The organism is Streptomyces sp. NPDC003042 (genome assembly GCF_053591315.1).
Window position 1 is genome coordinate 40,902 of sequence record NZ_JBSFTP010000012.1, and the last position, 16,117, is coordinate 57,018.

Here is a 16,117-nt window from a genome sequence, read left to right on the forward strand (position 1 = left end):
GAAAGGGTGTCGGGGCTTGGCACCGACCAGCCTGGCACGGGTGGACATTCCTCGCATTCCGACTAGGTCCGCAGCTGGCGCTCCTGCTCGTCCGCCGCCCCGCCGGCCCCCACAAGCCCCGTGGAAACACTGGCCAGTCGCGGTTCGAACCGCTTCATCTCACGCTGCCCGACGGACGAGATGATCCCGGGCAGGTATCCCCGTACGCCCTGCATCCCGCGCAGCCACCACTGCGCGTACACGTGCGGCGAGCGCCGCTCGATGCCGGCCACGATCCGGTCGACGGCGGGCCCCAGCGGGTACGTACGGTTCGACGGCCACGGCAGCCGCTGACGCAGCTCCCGCATGACCTCGTCCTGGTCGGCGCCGCGCACCATGTCGGTGTCGGTCCAGGAGAGGTAGCCGACGCCCACCTTGACGCCCTTGTAGCCGACCTCGGCGCGCAGGCAGTGGGCGAAGGCCTCGACGCCCGACTTGGAGGCGCAGTACGCCGTCATCATCGGCGCGGGGGTGAGGGCGGCGAGCGAGGCGATCTGGAGGAAGTAGCCGCGGCTCTCCATCAGGACGGGCAGGAAGGCGCGGGCGGTGACGGCGCCGCCGATGAGGTTGACCTCGATCACCCGGCGCCAGGCCACGGGGTCGGACGCCTCGAAGGGCCCGCCGGCGGCGACGCCCGCGTTGGCCACGACGATGTCCACCTTGCCGAAGCGCTGCTTGACCTCCTGCGCGACCCGGGCCATCGCCTCGTGGTCGGTGACGTCGGCGTACCAGTGCCCGCTCTCGGTGTGCAGCCGCTCGGAGACCTCCTTGAGCGCCTCCGGCTCCAGGCCCACCAGGGCGACCGTCGCTCCGCGCGCGGACAGCTTGCGGGCGAGCAGCTCGCCGACCCCGCGCGCCGCTCCGGTGACGACGGCGACCTGGCCTTCCAGACTCCTGCGAGCGCTCACGGCGTCTTCTCCTTCTCGTCCTTCGGGGCGGCGGGGAGGTACAGGGCGGTCAGTTCCCGCACGGCCTCGGTGACGGCCTCGGGGGCCTCGACCGGGGTCATGTGCCCCGTTCCGGTCAGTTCGGTGAGCCCGGCACACCGGGGCAGCGCGGCGGCCAGCGCCCGGGCGTGCGCGACCGGGGTCAGCCGGTCGTCCTTGCCGCCGATCACGGCGGTGGGCACGGTCAGCCGCGCCAGCTCGGCGTCCAGGTCCAGCCCGGCCAGCACCCGGGACCAGGCGTGGCGCACTCCGGCGGGGCAGGCGTGCACGATCCGGGCGCAGACCTCGACCCGCTCGGGCGCCGAACCGGGGCCCATGGTGGCGTACTTCAGCACCGCTCGGGCGACGGGGTTGACGGGCCCGAGCGGGGCCCGGGAGCTGAGCACCGCACGTGTCATACGGGTCCTCGCGCGCCCGGCGCGCAGCGGCAGCACCGTGGCCTGCGCGACCAATCGCGAGCTGCCGGTGCTGCACAGCAGGGCGGCCGCGGCGTGCTCGGTGAACTCGGGACGGCCGGCGGCGGCCATGACGGTCATGCCGCCCATGGAGTGCCCGGCGACGACCGCCCGCTCGCCGGGGGCGAGGGTGGCTTTCAGCACGGCGACGAGGTCGTCGGCGAGGGCGGTGGTGCTGTAGGCGCGGGCGGCCGGGCTGCGGCCGTGGCCGCGCTGGTCGTAGGCGACGACGCGGTGGTCCTTCGCCAGGTCCCGTATCTGCGCGGCCCAGAAGGCGGTGGAGCAGGTCCAGCCGTGGGCCAGCACCACGGCGGGGGCCCCTTCGTCACCGTGCACCTCGACGTGCAGCCGGGCCCCGTCGGCGGAGGCGGCGACCAGCTCCCGGCCGGCGGCGGGCGGCGCGTACGGGCCGGTGGTGACGTGCGTCAGCCGGGTCACGCCGCACTCCCCTCGACCGGGGCGGCCTTCTTCGCGGTCTCGTTCGCCGGTTCCTTCGCCGGTACCTTCATCGGTTCCTTCATCCGTTCCTTCATCCGGACGACCTCGTACTCGGCCAGGTCGACGGTGCGCGTCGCGCGCCGGAACTCCCCGGTCGTACCGGGCCAGACGGTGGTGTTGCGCCCCTGGGAGTCCAGGTACCAGCTGGTGCAGCCGCCGGTGTTCCACACCGTCCGCTCCATCCGCGCCTGCACGTGCCGGTTCCACTGGTTGACGGCGGAGGGTCGGGCCGCCAGCGCGGTCCGGCCGCCCAAACGGCTTCCATCAAGGAGGGTCAGCTGGCGCAGGTAGTCGGCCATGTAGTTCAGCTGCGACTCGATCATGAGGATCATCGAGCTGTTCCCGAGGCCCGTGTTGGGCCCGATGATCGTCATCCAGTTGGGGAAGCCGGCCGCCGTCGCGCCGCGCAGCGCCCGCATCCCGTCCTTCCAGGCGTCCGCCAGGGTCTGCCCGTCCGCCCCCACCACCCGGTCGGCGATGGGCATGTCCGTGACGTGGAAGCCGGTGCCGAAGATGATCGCGTCGGCCTCGGTCTCGGTCCCGTCGGCGGCGACCAGCACCGAGCCCCGGATCTCCTTCAGCCCGGAGGCCACCAGGTCCACGTCGGGCCGGGCCAGGGCCGAGTAGTACTCGCTGGAGAGCAGGATCCGCTTGCAGCCGATCCGGTAGGACGGCGTCAGCTCGGCCCGAAGTGCCGGGTCCTTGATCGAGCGCGCCATGTTGGCCTTGGCCAGCGACTCGATCAGTCCGAGCTGGTTCGGCCGCTTGGTGAAGGCGCTGACCTGGAGTTCCCTGATCCCCCACAGCAGCCCGCGCCGCGCGGCCCCGGTGAAGGGCAACTGGCGGTGCAGCCAGCGCTCGACGGCGCTGATGGCCCGGTCGGTGCGCGGCATGACCCACGGCGGGGTGCGCTGGAAGAGGGTGAGCCGCTCCACCTGGGGGGCGATGGCGGGCACGATCTGGATCGCGGAGGCACCCGTACCGATCATGGCCACGCGCTTGCCGCGCAGGTCGTAGTCGTGGTCCCAGCGGGCGGAGTGGAATACCTTCCCCGGGAATCGGGCCAGCCCGGGGATCTCGGGCATCTTCGGGTCGGACAGCGGCCCGGTCGCGGACACCACCACGTCGGCGGTGAGCTCGCCGGCGGAGGTCTCGATCTCCCAGCGCAGCTCGTCGGCGTCCCAGCGCATCATCAGGACTTCGGAGTTCAGCCGGATGTGGCGGCGCAGCCCGAAGGTGTCGGCGACGTGCTCCAGGTACGCGCGGATGTGCGCCTGCCCGGAGAAGGTCCGGGGCCAGTCGGGATTGGGCGCGAACGAGAACGAGTACAGGTGCGAGGGAACGTCGCACGCGCACCCGGGATAGCTGTTGTCGCGCCAGGTGCCGCCGACGGAGTCGGCCCGTTCCAGGACGACGAAGTCCGTGATCCCCTCGCGCCGCAGCCGTACGGCGGCCCCGAGCCCGCCGAACCCGGACCCGATCACCGCCACGCGTACGTGCTCGCGCCCGTCCTTACCCCTCATCCCACCCATGCCGCCCATGCCCGCCGCCTTCCGCTTCCGCAGTCCCAGCCACCACACCGCAACACCGCAACGCTGCCAGCAATCACTGGCACAATCGGGAGAGTAGAGCAGCCCGGTACTCATGGGTAGGGGTCGCGCCCGGAAAGTTACCGGCGGTACGCCCTAGGCTGCCCATGTGGCCCGAGAAGAGACAGCAGCGACCAGGGAAACGGAGCCGGAAGTGGCGCGCGAGTACCGGACGGAGGAACTGGCCGAGGCGGCCGGCATCCCGGTGCGCACCCTGCGCTTCTACCGCGAGCGCAAGCTCCTTCCCCCACCCCGCCGCGAGGGCCGCATCGCCTGGTACGACGACCACCACCTCGCCCGGCTGCGCACCATCGCCGCACTGCTGGAGCGCGGCCACACCCTCGGCGGCATCGCCGAGCTGACCACCGCGTTCGAGAGCGGCCGCGACGTCAGCCAGCTCGGTGAACTGCTCGGCATGGGCTGGTCGCAGGAGACCCCGGTACGGCTGACCCCCGAGGCCCTGGCCGACTACTTCGAGGGCGAGGTCACCCCGGAGAACCTGGCGGCCTCCCTCGACCTCGGCTATCTCGCCACCGACGGCGAGGAGATCGTTCACGTCAGCCGCCGCCTGCTCGACGTCTCCTCGGCCCTGGTCCGCGAGGGCGTACCGCTCGCGGCGGTGCTGGAGACGGGCCGCCGCGTCCGCGAACACGCCGACGCGATGGCGGCCCTCTTCACGGAGCTGATCTCCACCCACCTGCCCGAGGACGCCCTGCCCCGACTGCGCCCGCTCGCCAAGAGCGTCGTCGAGGCGGAGCTCACCATGGCGATGGACCGCCTGCTCGCCGCGAATCAGGAACCGACTCAGGAACCGAGTTCGTAGACCACCGTGACCGGCGCGTGGTCGGACCACCGCTCCGGGTGGGTCTCGGCGCGCTCCACCCAGGCCTTCACCGCCCTGCCGGCCAGCCCCGGGGTCGCCACGTGGAGGTCGATCCGCCAGCCGGCGTCGTTGTCGAAGGCCCGCCCCCGGTAGGACCACCACGAGTACGGCCCCTCGGTCTCGGGGTGCAGCGCCCGCACGACGTCGACGTAGCCGGCGCTGCCGTAGACCTGCCCGAGCCACTCCCGCTCCTCGGGCAGGAACCCCGCGCTCTTCCTGTTGGTCTTCCAGTTCTTGAGGTCGGCTTCCTGGTGGCAGATGTTCCAGTCACCGCAGACCACGACCTCCCGCCCGTCGGCGGCGGCGCGGATCTTCAGCGCCTGGAGGTAGGTCAGGAACTCCCCCATGAACCGGTACTTCTCGTCCTGCTTCACGGTCCCCGCCTCACCGGAGGGCAGGTACAGACTCGCCACGGTCACACCGGGCAGATCGATCTCCAGATATCTACCGGAGGCATCGAACTCATCGCTCCCGAAGCCGATCTGCACCCGCTCGGGCGCCCTGCGCGTGTACAGCGCGACCCCGGCCCGCCCCTTGGCGGCGGCCGGCGCGAACACGGTGTGCCAGCCCGCGGGCTCCCGCACCTCGTCCGGAATCTGGACCGCTTCGGCCCGTACCTCCTGAAGGCACACGACGTCGGCATCGGATCCCTCGAGCCACGCGCCGAACCCCTTCTTGGCGGCGGCGCGGATCCCATTCACATTCACGGAGGTCACGGTGAGCATCCCAGCACCATAGCGGGACGGTTCCGTACGATATTCGAATGTCTCACGGTATAAACCTCCGCGCCCTGTCGTACGACCACCCCGACGCGGTGAAACTCAGCGACCAGGTGCAGATCGAGTACCAGACGCGCTACGACGGTGAGGGCGACGTCACATTCCTCGACCCGGCGATGTTCACCCCGCCGAACGGCCTCTACCTGCTCGCCTACGACGCCTCGGACACCCCGGTCGCCAGCGGCGCCTGGCGCAGCCAGGACCAGAACGACGAGGGCTACGCGGACGGCGACGCCGAGATCAAGCGCATGTACGTCATCCCGGAGGCCCGCGGCCTCGGCCTGGCCCGCCGCATCCTGGCAACGCTCGAAGCCGACGCCCGCGCCGCCGGCCGCCGCCGCATGGTCCTCGAAACGGGCGACCAGCAGCCGGAGGCGATAGCCCTCTACCTCTCCTCGGGCTACACGTTCTCGACGAAGTTCGGCCACTACCGCTTCTACGACTCCAGCCGCTGCATGACGAAGCCGCTGAGCTGATCCTCTTGACGCGCCCCTCGCACCGTTCGGCGCCGGAGCGCCTCACGGGCTTCGGGCCGCTGCGCCGGACTCCGTCCGGCGGGGGCCGGCCAGGAGCCCGCCCCTGGTGCCCGCCGCACAACCCAGCCTCGCCGCCGCCCAGCCCCGCCGCACCCGCCAGCCCCGCCAGGGGGTATCCCCGGACGAAGTCTGGGGGGTTTGAGGCGCGGGGTCTGGGCGAAGCCCCAGGATCTTTCAGCCGCCCCGCACAACCCAACCCCTCCGCCCCAACCCAGCCTCGCCAGGGGGTATCCCCGGACGGAGTCTGGGGGGTTTGAGGCGCGGGTCCGGGCGGAGCCCGGCTGGGGCCCCCCGGACGAAGTCTGGGGGATGGAGGAAGGGCGGGGCGGGGAGAGGCTCCGCGCAGCGGCCCCCCACCCCCGCCCGGCCAGGGCAGGGGCTAGGCCGGCAGCCAGGCCGCCCGGTCCGTCCCCCACCGCGACGGCCCCCACCCCCACTCCCCGAAGGGAACCGGCGGGGCGGCGTACCGCAGCACCCCGTACCCCGACTCCACGGTCCGCAGCCACGCCCCGACGTCATACCCCGGCCCCGCCGACGCCGTCACCCCGGCCGGCCCGGCCCCCGGCAGGCCCCGTACCAGCCACGACGCCGTCCCCGCCAGCGAAAACCTCAACCGGCACCCACCCCCACCCGCCAACGCCCTCAGCACGCCGCCGGCGATCAGGTACCCCGTCCCGTGGTCCAGCGCCTGCGCCGGCAGCACCCCCGGCACACCGTCCGCTCCGGCGTACCTCGCGGCGATCCCGTACCCCGCCTGCACCAGCGAGTCGAAGCCCCGCCGCCCCGCCCACGACCCGTCCCACCCCCACGCGCACAGCTCCGCCACCACCAGCCCGGGCCGCCGCTCCAGCAGTTCCTCCGCGCCGAGCCCGAACCGCTCCAGCGCTCCCGGCCGGTAGCCCGTCACGACGACGTCCGCCTCGTCCAGCAACCGCTCCAGCACCGCCCGGTCCGCCGCCTCCGCGAGGTCCAGCCGCGCGGACCGCTTCCCGAATCCGGTGTCCGCGTACGCGTCGTCCGCCTCCGGGAGCCCCGGCGCGTCGATCCGCAGCACGTCCGCCCCGAGCAGCCCGAGCGTCCGGGTCGCGACCGGTCCGGCGATGACCCGGGTCAGGTCCAGCACCCGCACCCCAGCGGCAGGCAGGAGCCCCTCCCCCAGCACGCGCCCGCGCCCCGGGCCCCGTACGACCTCGACCAGCGGCCGCGCCTCCCCGTACTCCCCCGCCACCGCGACCGCGAGTCCGCCCTCCGCGTAGACCAGCTCCTGCACCTCCACCGCGGGCCGTCCCGCGATCGCCTCGCGTACCGCCTCCGGCGTCCCGGGCCCGCCCAGCGCCCGCACCAACGCCTCCTCGTGATGCGGATAGTTGGCATGGGTCCGCACCCACCCGTCGGCGGCCCGCCAGAACCCCGACAGCGGCGCGAAGTTCACCGGCGCCCGGCCCTCGATCCGCAGATGCCGCTCGCTGACGAACGCGGTGGCCACGGCCCCTTCGTCCACCACCACCGGCGCCACACCCTCGGCCCCTCGCCCGGCCCGCACCGCGGCGAGCTCGGCCGCCGCGAGCGAACACACCCCCACCGTGGCCCGCGCCAACTGCCGCACGGGCAGCGGCCCCTCCACCAGCCCGCTCACCCCCCGGTACCGCACCCGCCCCACCAACTCGTCCGCCCCACCCAACGCCGCCCACGCCTGCGCCGTCCCACCGTCGTAGCTCGTCATGAGCCCATTTTCGACGCCCTGATCCGGAACCGACCCTTACGTTTGTCCGGACCACCGCCTCCCCGAAATGGCGCTGCCACATCGGCTGGTGGAGCGGTACGATCGCCGCGATGATCAATCAATCCGCTCACAGATCGGGGGTCCCGTCCGCGCAAGGTGAGTGCTGATGCTCACTCAGACCGCGAACAGGGATTTCCGCCTTTCCTTCTGGCTGCGCGTGCGTGAGTACGCCGTGCCGCCGTCCATGATCGAGACTGCGACCGCCCGCCGTCATACCGGGGACTGGGCGGGGGCGTGCGCCGCCGCAGGCATCGATGTCGATCTCCGGCTCCGTTCCGTGGCGCGTACGCACGGCCGGGAACTCGCAGCCCGAATCCGGGCCGACCTCCGTCATCTGGCCCCCGACCTGTTGCGCTGGCACATGCCGCGTATCGCTCCCAACGGGCTGCTGCGCCCCGGTCTGACCATCGCTCTGGCACGGTACGACGCCGCCGGGCGTGACGGCGCGAGCCCGGTGCACCTCGTGGCCCGGACCCCGCCGGCGTGGGCGGATGCCGGCCAGCGGATCAGCCTCGCGCTGTGGGACGGATCCCACTCCGCGGCCGCCGCCTCCCGTCATCCGCACGCCCGTCCCGACCAGCGGTTCCGTCTCGACCTGCACCGTCACCTGTGGGACGCGCGCAGGAGCGGTGAGCTGCGGATCCGGTCCGGGGCCGATCGTCCCGCGCCTGCCCCGGAGCTGCTGGAGACAGTCCCGCAGGGGCACCGCTGCGCCGTCGACCGGTGGGCGGCAGAGGCGGGGATTCTGCTCCGCGCCGAAGGGCGGCCCGCCGGTGCGGGTTCCGTCACCGTCCGGCTCGGGGCCCGGCATCGGCTGGTCCTGGACCTGGGCGCGGACAGGGACGGCGTCACGGCGCGGCCGTCCGCGGACGGCGGCGCCCGCGCGCTGCCCGTCCTGCCCGACGCGGCGACCTGGGTGCTGCCCGACCTGGACCTGCTCCGCACCGGTTCGATCGAGGCCGATCGGCTGCACCCGCTGGTCGCCTCGGCCCTGGTACCGGACTACGCGCCGACCGGCCCGTCCCGGCTGGACCTCGGGGAGGCGGCGGACCGGGCAGGAGAACCACGCCTCGTGGAGTGCCGGGGAGCTCAGCACCGGATCGGCCTGGTCGACGGGGTACTGACCCCACTGGACCACGATCCCGCCGAAGTCCGGCGGGAGGAACTGCTCGCCGCGCTGACCGGCACTCCGCTGCCCTGCCTGCGAGCGATCGACGAGGCGCACCGTCATCCGGACTGCCTCACCGGCGTACGCGAACGCCTGGACCACGGCGACACCGCCGGGGCGCTGGCCGTCGTCGAGGGCTTGCTGGGCCCCGCCGCGCTGCTGCGCGCCGGCGCTCTGCGGGACGAGCTGGAGACGGCCGCGCAGCGGCGGATCACCTACGGGCTGTACCGGTCGGATCTGACCGGACGCGGTCTCGGACTCGGACCTGACCACTTCCACCCGGACCGCCGCCGTTCCCGCGACCACGGCTCCCACCGCCGCCGCGCGACCTTCCGCTGAACCGGGGGACTCCGTCCCCCGCATCCACCCGGCTCACCACGAACCCGAACCCCTAGGTGATCACATATGCCCGCATGCACCCCGTTCGCCGCTCACGCCTCCCAGCTCGACGTCGCCGGCGAGTTGCTGACCCTGCTGCGCGACACGACCACGGAACCGCGCCCCGACGCCCAACTGGAGGCCCTCACCCTGGCCGTGGCCGCCGACCTGCCCGTGCTGCTGTGGGGTGAGCCGGGGATCGGCAAGACCGCAGCCCTGACGCAGCTCGCCGCGGCCCTGGACCTTCCGCTGACCACGGTGATCGCCAGCGTGCACGAGCCGTCCGACTTCTCGGGCCTGCCCGTCGTCGGGGACGATCCCGCGGAGCAGGGCGTCCCCATGGCCCCGCCGGACTGGGCCGTGCGCCTCGTACGGGCCGGCCGCGGGTTGCTGTTCCTGGACGAACTGTCCACCGCGCCGCCTGCCGTTCAGGCCGCCCTCCTCCGCCTCGTGCTCGAACGGCGGATCGGCTCCCTGCAACTGCCGCCCGCGGTCCGGATCGTGGCCGCCGCCAATCCGCGGTCGTCGGCCGCCGACGGCTGGGAGCTGAGCCCGCCCCTGGCCAACCGCTTCGTTCATCTCCAGTGGACCCACGACCACGAGGTCGTCGTACGCGGCCTCGGTGGGACGTGGCCCCGGGCGACCCTGCCCCGGCTCGACCCGCAGAAGCTGTCGCCGGCCGTGCACTTCGCCCGCCGCGCGGTGTGCGGGCTCCTCTCCGCCCGCCCCACGCTCGTGCACCGACTGCCCAGCGGTGAAACCCGCCGGGGCGGCCCCTGGCCGTCACCCCGGACCTGGGAGATGACCCTGTGCCTGATCGCCTTCGCGACGGCGGCCGGCTCCTCCCGCGACGTACTGTCCCAGCTGGTCAGGGGCACCGTGGGAGACGGCCCCGGTCTTGAGCTGCTGGCGAGCCTGGACCGGATGGACCTCCCGGACCCCGAGGTGCTTCTCGCCGACCCCGCGGGCGCCGCCCTGCCCGAGCGGGGCGATCTGCGCCAGGCCGTGCTCGACGGCGTGGTGGAGGCGGTCCGGGGGCGCCCGGAGAAGTCACGCTGGGACGCGGCCTGGGCGCTCCTGGTCCGGGCGCTGGAAACCGGAGCCCCGGACCTGGTGGTGGTCCCCGCGACCACCCTCGCCACACTGCGCCAGGAGGACTGGGACGTTCCGGCGTCGATCGACAAGCTCGCCGGAGCGGTATCCCTGTCCCGGCGCGCGGACCAGGCGGCCGCCCGTGCCGCCGCACTCGCCGCGAAGGCCGGCCGGTGACCCCGGACGACGCGGGCCCGCCGAGCCTCGACCTCGACAAGCTCTTCGCCGCCCGACTGCACGCCGCCCGGGTCCGGCCCTACTTGGCGACGGCCCTGTTCGCCCTGCACACCGTCGAGTCGCGGCGGGTCCCGACGATGGCCGTCGACCGGTACTGGCGGTGCTACGTCTCGCCGACGTTCGTGGACCGGACGCCGGTGGAGGAACTGGCGGGGGTCTGGGTCCACGAGGTGTCCCACCTCCTGCGTGACCACCACGGGCGCGGTGACCGGGTCGCGCGGGAGCGCGGTCTGACCGGCCCGGGGGAACGGCTGCGGATGAACATCGCCGCGGACTGCGAGATCAACGACGACGTGTTCGGCGACGGGCTGGTCAAACCCGAAGGCGCCGTCGATCCCGCGTCCTTGGGGCTGCCCACGGGGGAGCTCATGGAGGACTACCTCCGCCAGTTCCAGCTCGGGCCGCGTACGCGGAGCGCGGCCTGGCTGGACTGCGGCAGCGGCGCCGACGGACTGGACCGGGAGTGGGAACTGGGACCGAACGGCGCGCACGGCCTCAGCGATCAGGAACGGGACGCGGTCCGCTTCCGGGTGGCACAGGGCATCACCGCCCGTCCGGGGACCGCCGCGAAGGGGTGGCAGCGCTGGGCCGAGGAGGCGTTCCACCCGCCGCAGCCATGGCGGGAGTTGCTGGGCGCGGCCGTCCGCTCGGCGACCTCCGGCTCCGGCGCGGGCGAGGACTACACCTACGGCCGTCCGTCGCGGCGCTCGGGCGCGATGCCCGGCGTCGTCCTGCCGAGCCTGCGGCGCAAGCCGCCCCGGGTCTGCGTGGTCATCGACACGTCCGGCTCGGTCAGTGACACCGAACTGGGCAGCGCGCTCCTCGAGGTTGCCGCGATCTCCCGCGCCGTGGGAGGCCGCCGCGACCTGATCACCGTACTGCCGTGCGACGCGGCTGCCCGCGTCGTGCACCCGCTGTGCCGTGGCGAGGGAATCCCGCTGATGGGCGGCGGAGGTACGGACCTGCGTACGGGCATCGCCAAGGCCCTCCGAGCGCAGCACCGCCCCGACGTCATCGTGGTCCTGACCGACGGCCAGACCCCCTGGCCGACCACGCGCCCACCGTGCCGGACGGTGGTGGGTCTGTTCCCTCGGCGACGTTCAGCCGCCTCATGGGACGAGAACGACCCCGACTACGTCCCGGACTCACCGCCCCCGTGGGCCCGGGTGGTCGAGATCGGCTCCACTCCGACTGCCCGGTAACCCCGGAAACGCCGAAATCCCGCCCGGTCTTTCGACCGGACGGGATCTCGTGACGTTCCCGAGAGCTACTCGTGAACTGTCGTCTGTGGACCTGTGGGGATTTGAACCCCAGACCCCCTCGATGCGAACGAGGTGCGCTACCAGACTGCGCCACAGGCCCTTGCGACGTGTGAAACATTAGCATCCCCGCGCGGGTGCTCCAAAACGGGTTACCGGGAGCGTCCGTGCAGGTCACCTCACTCGTTGGCCGCGCGGGGGCGGTCCTCGCTCTCGTACTGGTCGAAGAGCGGGGTGCGGCCGCGGCCCTGGCCGCGGGGGCGGGGGGTGGTCGTCTGGGGCTTGGGGTCCGGCTTCGGCGGGGAGGGCTGGGCGCGCAGGCGGGGTTCCGTCGGCTCGGCGGTGCTGGAGCGGGTCGCGCTCCAGGCGTCCGGGGTCGCGGGGCCGGTGGCGCGGGGGGCGACCGGGGCCGTCACGTACGTCGGCAGCGGGACCGGGACCGGTTCCCAGCTGTCGCCGCGCGCGGGCCCGCGCTCGCGTTCGCGCTGCTGGTCGACCCACTCGGCGTGGTCGGTCTGCTCGACGAGCGCACGCCGGCCGGCCTCCTGCGGGGAGACCGGTGGGGCGGGGTCCGGTTCGGATCCGGCGGGGGCCTCTGGCTCGCGGCGGCGGGGGCGGTTCTCGCGCAGGCTGCGGGCTGCGGCTTCGGCGCGGCGGCGGTCCATCGTGAACTCGTAGCGCCGTCGCTCCTGGACCCGCAGGTGCACGATGTACGTGCTCAGCAGGAGGGCCGGCAGGGCCGGCGCCCAGAGGTAGCCCAGTCCGCCGACGGCGGCGACGACCGCGCCGACGGTGAAGACCAGGAAGAGCAGCGCGGTGGTGCGGCGGCGGCGCGCGAGCACCTGGAGGCGCTGCTGGCGGCGGACCCGCTCGGCCTCGCTGGCTCTCGGCTCGGTCCTGGTCGGGGGTACGCCGAGGGCCCGGGCGTCGGCGTCCACGGAATTCACCGTTTCCGTCGTCGCGTCCGGGTCCGCGTGGGGCTGGGGCTCCGCCTCTTCGTCACCGCGCTCACGCAGCCCCTTGGCGTAACGGCGCTCCATTCCCGCCCGGCCGGAAAGCAGCCGGATGGCGGTGGAGAAGCGTTCCGTCGGACGGGCTTCGTTCAGCTCGTCCTGCCTCCGGAGCCACATGGGCACCAAGTAGGCGGCCCAGGCCCCGACAATGACTGCGTAGATGAGGCCGCTGCTGCTCACACCCCACACCGTAGAGGGGCGCGGCCGAGGGGATCAGCCAATTGAGTCGGTGTGTCGCGCGATCCGGCTGATATCACGGACTTTTTTTCTGATTCTTCGGATCAGGTTATGGGCGAACCGGCCGTGAATTCGAACGCGTTATCGATTACGCGCTTTTCGGAGGCGGACTTTCCTGCGTGCGCGCCCGGTGCCAGCGGCGCAGCAGGCCCTCCGGGACCTCCTCCACCGTGAGCGCGTAGACGAGGTGGTCCCGCCACGCTCCGTCGATGTGCAGGTAGCGGGGCCGCAGCCCCTCCTCGCGGAATCCGAGCTTCTCCACGACCCGGCGGCTCGGGATGTTCTCCGGCCGGATGCACACCTCCATCCGGTGCAGCCCGACCTTGCCGAAGCAGTGGTCGACGGCGAGCGCGACCGCCGTCGGCATGACGCCGCGGCCCGCCACGTCCCGGTCCACCCAGTAGCCCACATGGGCGGCGCACATCGAGCCCCAGGTGATCCCGGCGACCGTCAGCTGGCCGACCAGCCGCCCCTGGTACTCGATCACGAAGGGCAGCATCCGGCCGGCGTTCGCCTCCGCCCGCAGGTGGCGGACCATCTGCCGGTACGTCGGCCGGTGTATCACCGGCCCCCAGGGCGCTGGCGGCGGGATCGTGGCCTCCCACGGCCGCAGCCAGTCGCGGTTGCGCCGGTTGACCTCGCGCCAGGCGCGCTGGTCGCGCAGCTTTATGGGCCGGAGCGTGACATCGCCGTCGGTCAGGACCACCGGCCAGGAGGGGCCGTTCAGCTCGGGCTCCCGGAAGCCGCCGCGGGTCTGGGGTGGTCGCCGCCGCGGAGCTGGTCGACGGCGTGCGGCAGGAGCCGCGAGAGGACGGCCAGGCCGTCCTTCACCCCGCCCGTCGAGCCGGGCAGGTTCACGATCAGGGTGTGGCCGGCGACGCCCGCCAGGCCCCGGGACAGGGCCGCCGTCGGTACCTTGGCCAGGCCTTCGGCGCGGATGGCCTGCGGGATGCCCGGGATCTCGTAGTCCAGCACCCGGGCGGTGGCGTCGGGCGTGCGGTCGGTCGGCGAGATGCCGGTGCCGCCGGTGGTGAGGATGACGTCGTACCCGGCGGCCACGCCCTCGCGCAGCGCCCGCTCGACGGGGTCGCCGTCGGGGACGACGCGGGGGCCGTCCACCGTGAAGCCGAGCCGCTCCAGGGCCTCGGCCAGCAGCGGGCCGCCCTTGTCGGCGTAGACGCCCTGCGAGGCCCGGTTGGAGGCCGTGACCACGAGGGCGCGCGCCGCGGGCGGAGCCGGCGGGGTGATGCCCGGCGCCGGGGCCGGGGACTCGGCAGGGTGGCTGTGGCTGTGGACCTCGCCGCCGCGCGGGGCGTTCACGAGCGCGTCCAGTCGCCGGACTTGCCGCCGGTCTTCTCCTCCACCCGGACATCGGTGATGACCGCACCCTTGTCGACGGCCTTCACCATGTCGATCACGGTGAGTCCGGCGACCGCGACGGCGGTCAGCGCCTCCATCTCGACGCCCGTACGGTCGGTCGTCTTCACGGTGGCGAGGATCTCGACCGCGTCGTCGGCGACCGCCAGGTCCACCGTCACCCCGGACACCGCCAGAGGGTGGCAGAGCGGGATCAGGTCGGGGGTCTTCTTGGCCCCCATGATCCCGGCGATCCGCGCGGTGGCGAGGGCGTCGCCCTTGGGCACGCCCTCGCCGCGCAGCAGCTCGATGACCCGGGGCGAGACGAGGACACGTCCGCTGGCGCGGGCCGTCCGGGTGGTGACGTCCTTCTCCGAGACGTCGACCATGCGGGCCGCGCCGGCCTCGTCGATGTGCGTCAGCCTGCTGTGCGTACTCATATCTCCGTGCCGCTCCCGCTCCGGGCCCGCAAGGGGCCTGTGTGGTGCAACACGCTACCCGCACCGGCCGGTCCTCAGCCGAGCAGGACCACTTCCAGCTCCGTCCCGGGCTCCACCGAGGTGACGTCCTCCGGTACGACCATCAGCGAGTCGGCGTGCGCCAGTGCGGCGATCAGGTGGGAGCCGGATCCGCCGACCGGGCTGACCGTGCCGCTCCCGGCGTCGTACTTCCCGCGCAGGAACTGGCGTCGGCCGGCCGGGGAGCCGAGCGCCTTGTCGGCCTTGAGGACGGCGCGCACGCTGGGCCGGCCGGTCTCGGAGGCCGGCAGGCCCATGAGGGCGCGGATCGCGGGGCGCACGAACAGTTCGAAGGAGACGTAGGAGGACACCGGGTTGCCGGGCAGGGCCAGCAGCGGGGTGTGGTCGGGCCCGACGGTGCCGAAGCCCTGGGGCTTGCCGGGCTGCATCGCGAGCTTGCGGAAGTCGACGCTGCCGGCGTCCGCGGCGTCGTCGCCGGCCGCGACGGAGGTCAGCGCCTCCTTCACCACGTCGTACGCGCCCACGCTGACGCCGCCGGTGGTGACCAGCAGGTCGGCCCGGATCAGCTGGTCCTCGATGGTGGAGCGCAGGGTGTCGGCGTCGTCGGCGACCGCGCCGACCCGGTAGGCGATGGCTCCGGCGTCCCGGGCGGCGGCCGCGAGCGCGAAGCTGTTGGAGTCGTAGATCGCCCCGGCGGTCAGTGCCTCACCCGGCTGGACCAGCTCACTGCCGGTGGACAGGACGACCACCCGGGGCCGCGGCCGGACCCGGACGGTGCCGCGCCCGATGGCGGCCAGCAGGGCGATCTGCGGCGGGCCGAGGACGGTCCCGGCGGCGAGCGCCAGGTCACCGGCCTGTACGTCGCTTCCGCGCGAGCGGACGTGCGCCCGGGGCTCGGCGGCGCGGTGGACCCGTACCTCGCCGCCCGCGCCCTCGGGCGCGGCGCTGGCGGGGGTCATCCCGAAGGCGGCGCCGCCGCCCGTGCCGCCGTCGGTCCACTCGACCGGTACGACGGCTTCCGCGCCGGGCGGCAGCGGGGCGCCGGTCATGATGCGGGCGGCCTGGCCGGGGCCGACGGTGGGCAGGTCTCCGCTGCCCGCCGCGACGTCCCCGACCACCGTGAGCACCGCGGGGAACTCCTCGCTCGCACCCTGGACGTCGGCCGTGCGGACGGCGTACCCGTCCATGGAGCTGTTGTCGAAGGGCGGGAGGGCGACGGGCACGGTGACGTCCTCGACCAGGACGCAGCCCTGGGCGTCCAGCAGCTGGAGCTCGATGGGCTCCAGCGGCCGGACGGTGGCGAGGATGTCCGCGAGGTGCTCGTCCACCGACCACAGGCGGTGGTGGCCGCCCGCCGGTTGAGGATGCTGCGGTGCGGAACTGCTCAAG

The 16,117-nt window shown here is 73.4% G+C and carries 15 protein-coding genes and 1 tRNA gene; 5 read left to right on the forward strand and 11 right to left on the reverse strand.

Annotation, left to right across the window (positions count from 1 at the left end; all coding sequences use genetic code 11):
- Positions 1-62 precede the first annotated feature (62 nt).
- Genes ACWDYJ_RS09590 through ACWDYJ_RS09600 form a run of 3 tightly spaced genes read right to left on the reverse strand, consistent with a single transcriptional unit; the run spans position 63 to position 3,462 of the window.
- Positions 63-947 (reverse strand): SDR family oxidoreductase, encoded by an 885-nt coding sequence (locus ACWDYJ_RS09590; protein ID WP_451564936.1) that lies wholly within the window; start codon positions 945-947, stop codon positions 63-65.
- Positions 944-1,879 (reverse strand): alpha/beta fold hydrolase, encoded by a 936-nt coding sequence (locus ACWDYJ_RS09595; RefSeq protein WP_451564937.1) that lies wholly within the window; start codon positions 1,877-1,879, stop codon positions 944-946. Before ACWDYJ_RS09595 ends, ACWDYJ_RS09590 begins: the two co-directional genes overlap by 4 nt.
- A complete protein-coding gene (locus ACWDYJ_RS09600; RefSeq protein WP_451564938.1) occupies positions 1,876-3,462 on the reverse strand; it encodes a flavin-containing monooxygenase in 1,587 nt (528 codons plus the stop codon). The genes ACWDYJ_RS09595 and ACWDYJ_RS09600 overlap by 4 nt, the downstream gene beginning before the upstream one ends.
- Positions 3,463-3,637: 175 nt before the next feature.
- On the opposite strand from ACWDYJ_RS09600, the gene ACWDYJ_RS09605 reads away from it, so the two are divergent.
- Positions 3,638-4,351, forward strand: a complete 714-nt coding sequence (locus ACWDYJ_RS09605; RefSeq protein ID WP_451564939.1) for a MerR family transcriptional regulator — start codon at positions 3,638-3,640, stop codon at positions 4,349-4,351.
- Here ACWDYJ_RS09605 and ACWDYJ_RS09610 read toward each other — a convergent pair.
- Positions 4,333-5,136: an exodeoxyribonuclease III gene (locus tag ACWDYJ_RS09610; protein WP_451564940.1), complete on the reverse strand. Its 804-nt coding sequence runs from the start codon at positions 5,134-5,136 to the stop codon at positions 4,333-4,335. The two genes, ACWDYJ_RS09605 and ACWDYJ_RS09610, sit on opposite strands and share 19 nt — an antisense overlap.
- A 38-nt stretch (positions 5,137-5,174) precedes the next feature.
- Here ACWDYJ_RS09610 and ACWDYJ_RS09615 point away from each other — a divergent pair, with 38 nt between their 5' ends.
- Positions 5,175-5,666 carry a GNAT family N-acetyltransferase gene (locus tag ACWDYJ_RS09615; RefSeq protein ID WP_451564941.1) on the forward strand — a complete coding sequence of 164 codons (492 nt, stop codon included), beginning with the start codon at positions 5,175-5,177 and terminating at the stop codon, positions 5,664-5,666.
- A gap of 439 nt (positions 5,667-6,105) precedes the next feature.
- Here the strand turns inward: ACWDYJ_RS09615 and ACWDYJ_RS09620 are convergent, their stop codons facing one another.
- Positions 6,106-7,449 carry a CoA transferase gene (locus ACWDYJ_RS09620; protein ID WP_451564942.1) on the reverse strand — a complete coding sequence of 448 codons (1,344 nt, stop codon included), beginning with the start codon at positions 7,447-7,449 and terminating at the stop codon, positions 6,106-6,108.
- A 166-nt stretch (positions 7,450-7,615) separates the two neighbouring features.
- On the opposite strand from ACWDYJ_RS09620, the gene ACWDYJ_RS09625 reads away from it, so the two are divergent.
- The 3 genes from ACWDYJ_RS09625 to ACWDYJ_RS09635 all read left to right on the forward strand — a co-directional run bounded on the left by ACWDYJ_RS09625 (position 7,616) and on the right by ACWDYJ_RS09635 (position 11,586).
- Positions 7,616-9,016, forward strand: coding sequence for a hypothetical protein (locus ACWDYJ_RS09625; protein ID WP_451564943.1), 1,401 nt, complete (start codon positions 7,616-7,618; stop codon positions 9,014-9,016).
- A 66-nt stretch (positions 9,017-9,082) separates the two neighbouring features.
- Positions 9,083-10,324, forward strand: coding sequence for an AAA family ATPase (locus tag ACWDYJ_RS09630; RefSeq protein ID WP_451564944.1), 1,242 nt, complete (start codon positions 9,083-9,085; stop codon positions 10,322-10,324).
- Positions 10,321-11,586: a vWA domain-containing protein gene (locus ACWDYJ_RS09635; protein ID WP_451564945.1), complete on the forward strand. Its 1,266-nt coding sequence runs from the start codon at positions 10,321-10,323 to the stop codon at positions 11,584-11,586. The genes ACWDYJ_RS09630 and ACWDYJ_RS09635 overlap by 4 nt, the downstream gene beginning before the upstream one ends.
- 86 nt (positions 11,587-11,672) lie before the next feature.
- On the opposite strand, the gene ACWDYJ_RS09640 is transcribed toward ACWDYJ_RS09635, so the two are convergent.
- The 6 genes from ACWDYJ_RS09640 to glp all read right to left on the reverse strand — a co-directional run bounded on the left by ACWDYJ_RS09640 (position 11,673) and on the right by glp (position 16,116).
- Positions 11,673-11,746: transfer RNA gene (locus ACWDYJ_RS09640), tRNA-Ala, on the reverse strand.
- Between the two features lie 76 nt (positions 11,747-11,822).
- The gene (gene sepX / locus ACWDYJ_RS09645) at positions 11,823-12,836 is read right to left on the reverse strand and encodes a divisome protein SepX/GlpR (protein WP_451564946.1); all 1,014 of its coding nucleotides are present in this window, start codon (positions 12,834-12,836) and stop codon (positions 11,823-11,825) included.
- 145 nt (positions 12,837-12,981) lie between these two features.
- Complete coding sequence (locus tag ACWDYJ_RS09650; protein WP_451564947.1) at positions 12,982-13,599, reverse strand: GNAT family N-acetyltransferase; 618 nt, start codon at positions 13,597-13,599, stop codon at positions 12,982-12,984.
- A gap of 17 nt (positions 13,600-13,616) precedes the next feature.
- Entirely contained in the window at positions 13,617-14,141 is a 525-nt protein-coding gene (locus tag ACWDYJ_RS09655; RefSeq protein ID WP_451565012.1) for a MogA/MoaB family molybdenum cofactor biosynthesis protein, read from the reverse strand.
- 68 nt (positions 14,142-14,209) lie between these two features.
- A complete protein-coding gene (gene moaC, locus ACWDYJ_RS09660; protein ID WP_451564948.1) occupies positions 14,210-14,689 on the reverse strand; it encodes a cyclic pyranopterin monophosphate synthase MoaC in 480 nt (159 codons plus the stop codon).
- 74 nt (positions 14,690-14,763) lie between these two features.
- Positions 14,764-16,116, reverse strand: a complete 1,353-nt coding sequence (gene glp, locus ACWDYJ_RS09665; protein ID WP_451564949.1) for a molybdotransferase-like divisome protein Glp — start codon at positions 16,114-16,116, stop codon at positions 14,764-14,766.
- Position 16,117 lies beyond the last annotated feature (1 nt).

Bases quoted from the DNA above. Each gene is read 5' to 3' on its own strand.
- ACWDYJ_RS09600 (WP_451564938.1), bottom strand. From the start codon at position 3,462: ATGAGGGGTAAGGACGGGCGCGAGCACGTACGCGTGGCGGTGATCGGG.
- ACWDYJ_RS09610 (WP_451564940.1), bottom strand. From the start codon at position 5,136: ATGCTCACCGTGACCTCCGTGAATGTGAATGGGATCCGCGCCGCCGCC.
- ACWDYJ_RS09615 (WP_451564941.1), top strand. From the start codon at position 5,175: ATGTCTCACGGTATAAACCTCCGCGCCCTGTCGTACGACCACCCCGAC.
- ACWDYJ_RS09620 (WP_451564942.1), bottom strand. From the start codon at position 7,449: ATGACGAGCTACGACGGTGGGACGGCGCAGGCGTGGGCGGCGTTGGGT.
- ACWDYJ_RS09625 (WP_451564943.1), top strand. From the start codon at position 7,616: ATGCTCACTCAGACCGCGAACAGGGATTTCCGCCTTTCCTTCTGGCTG.
- ACWDYJ_RS09630 (WP_451564944.1), top strand. From the start codon at position 9,083: ATGCCCGCATGCACCCCGTTCGCCGCTCACGCCTCCCAGCTCGACGTC.
- moaC (WP_451564948.1), bottom strand. From the start codon at position 14,689: ATGAGTACGCACAGCAGGCTGACGCACATCGACGAGGCCGGCGCGGCC.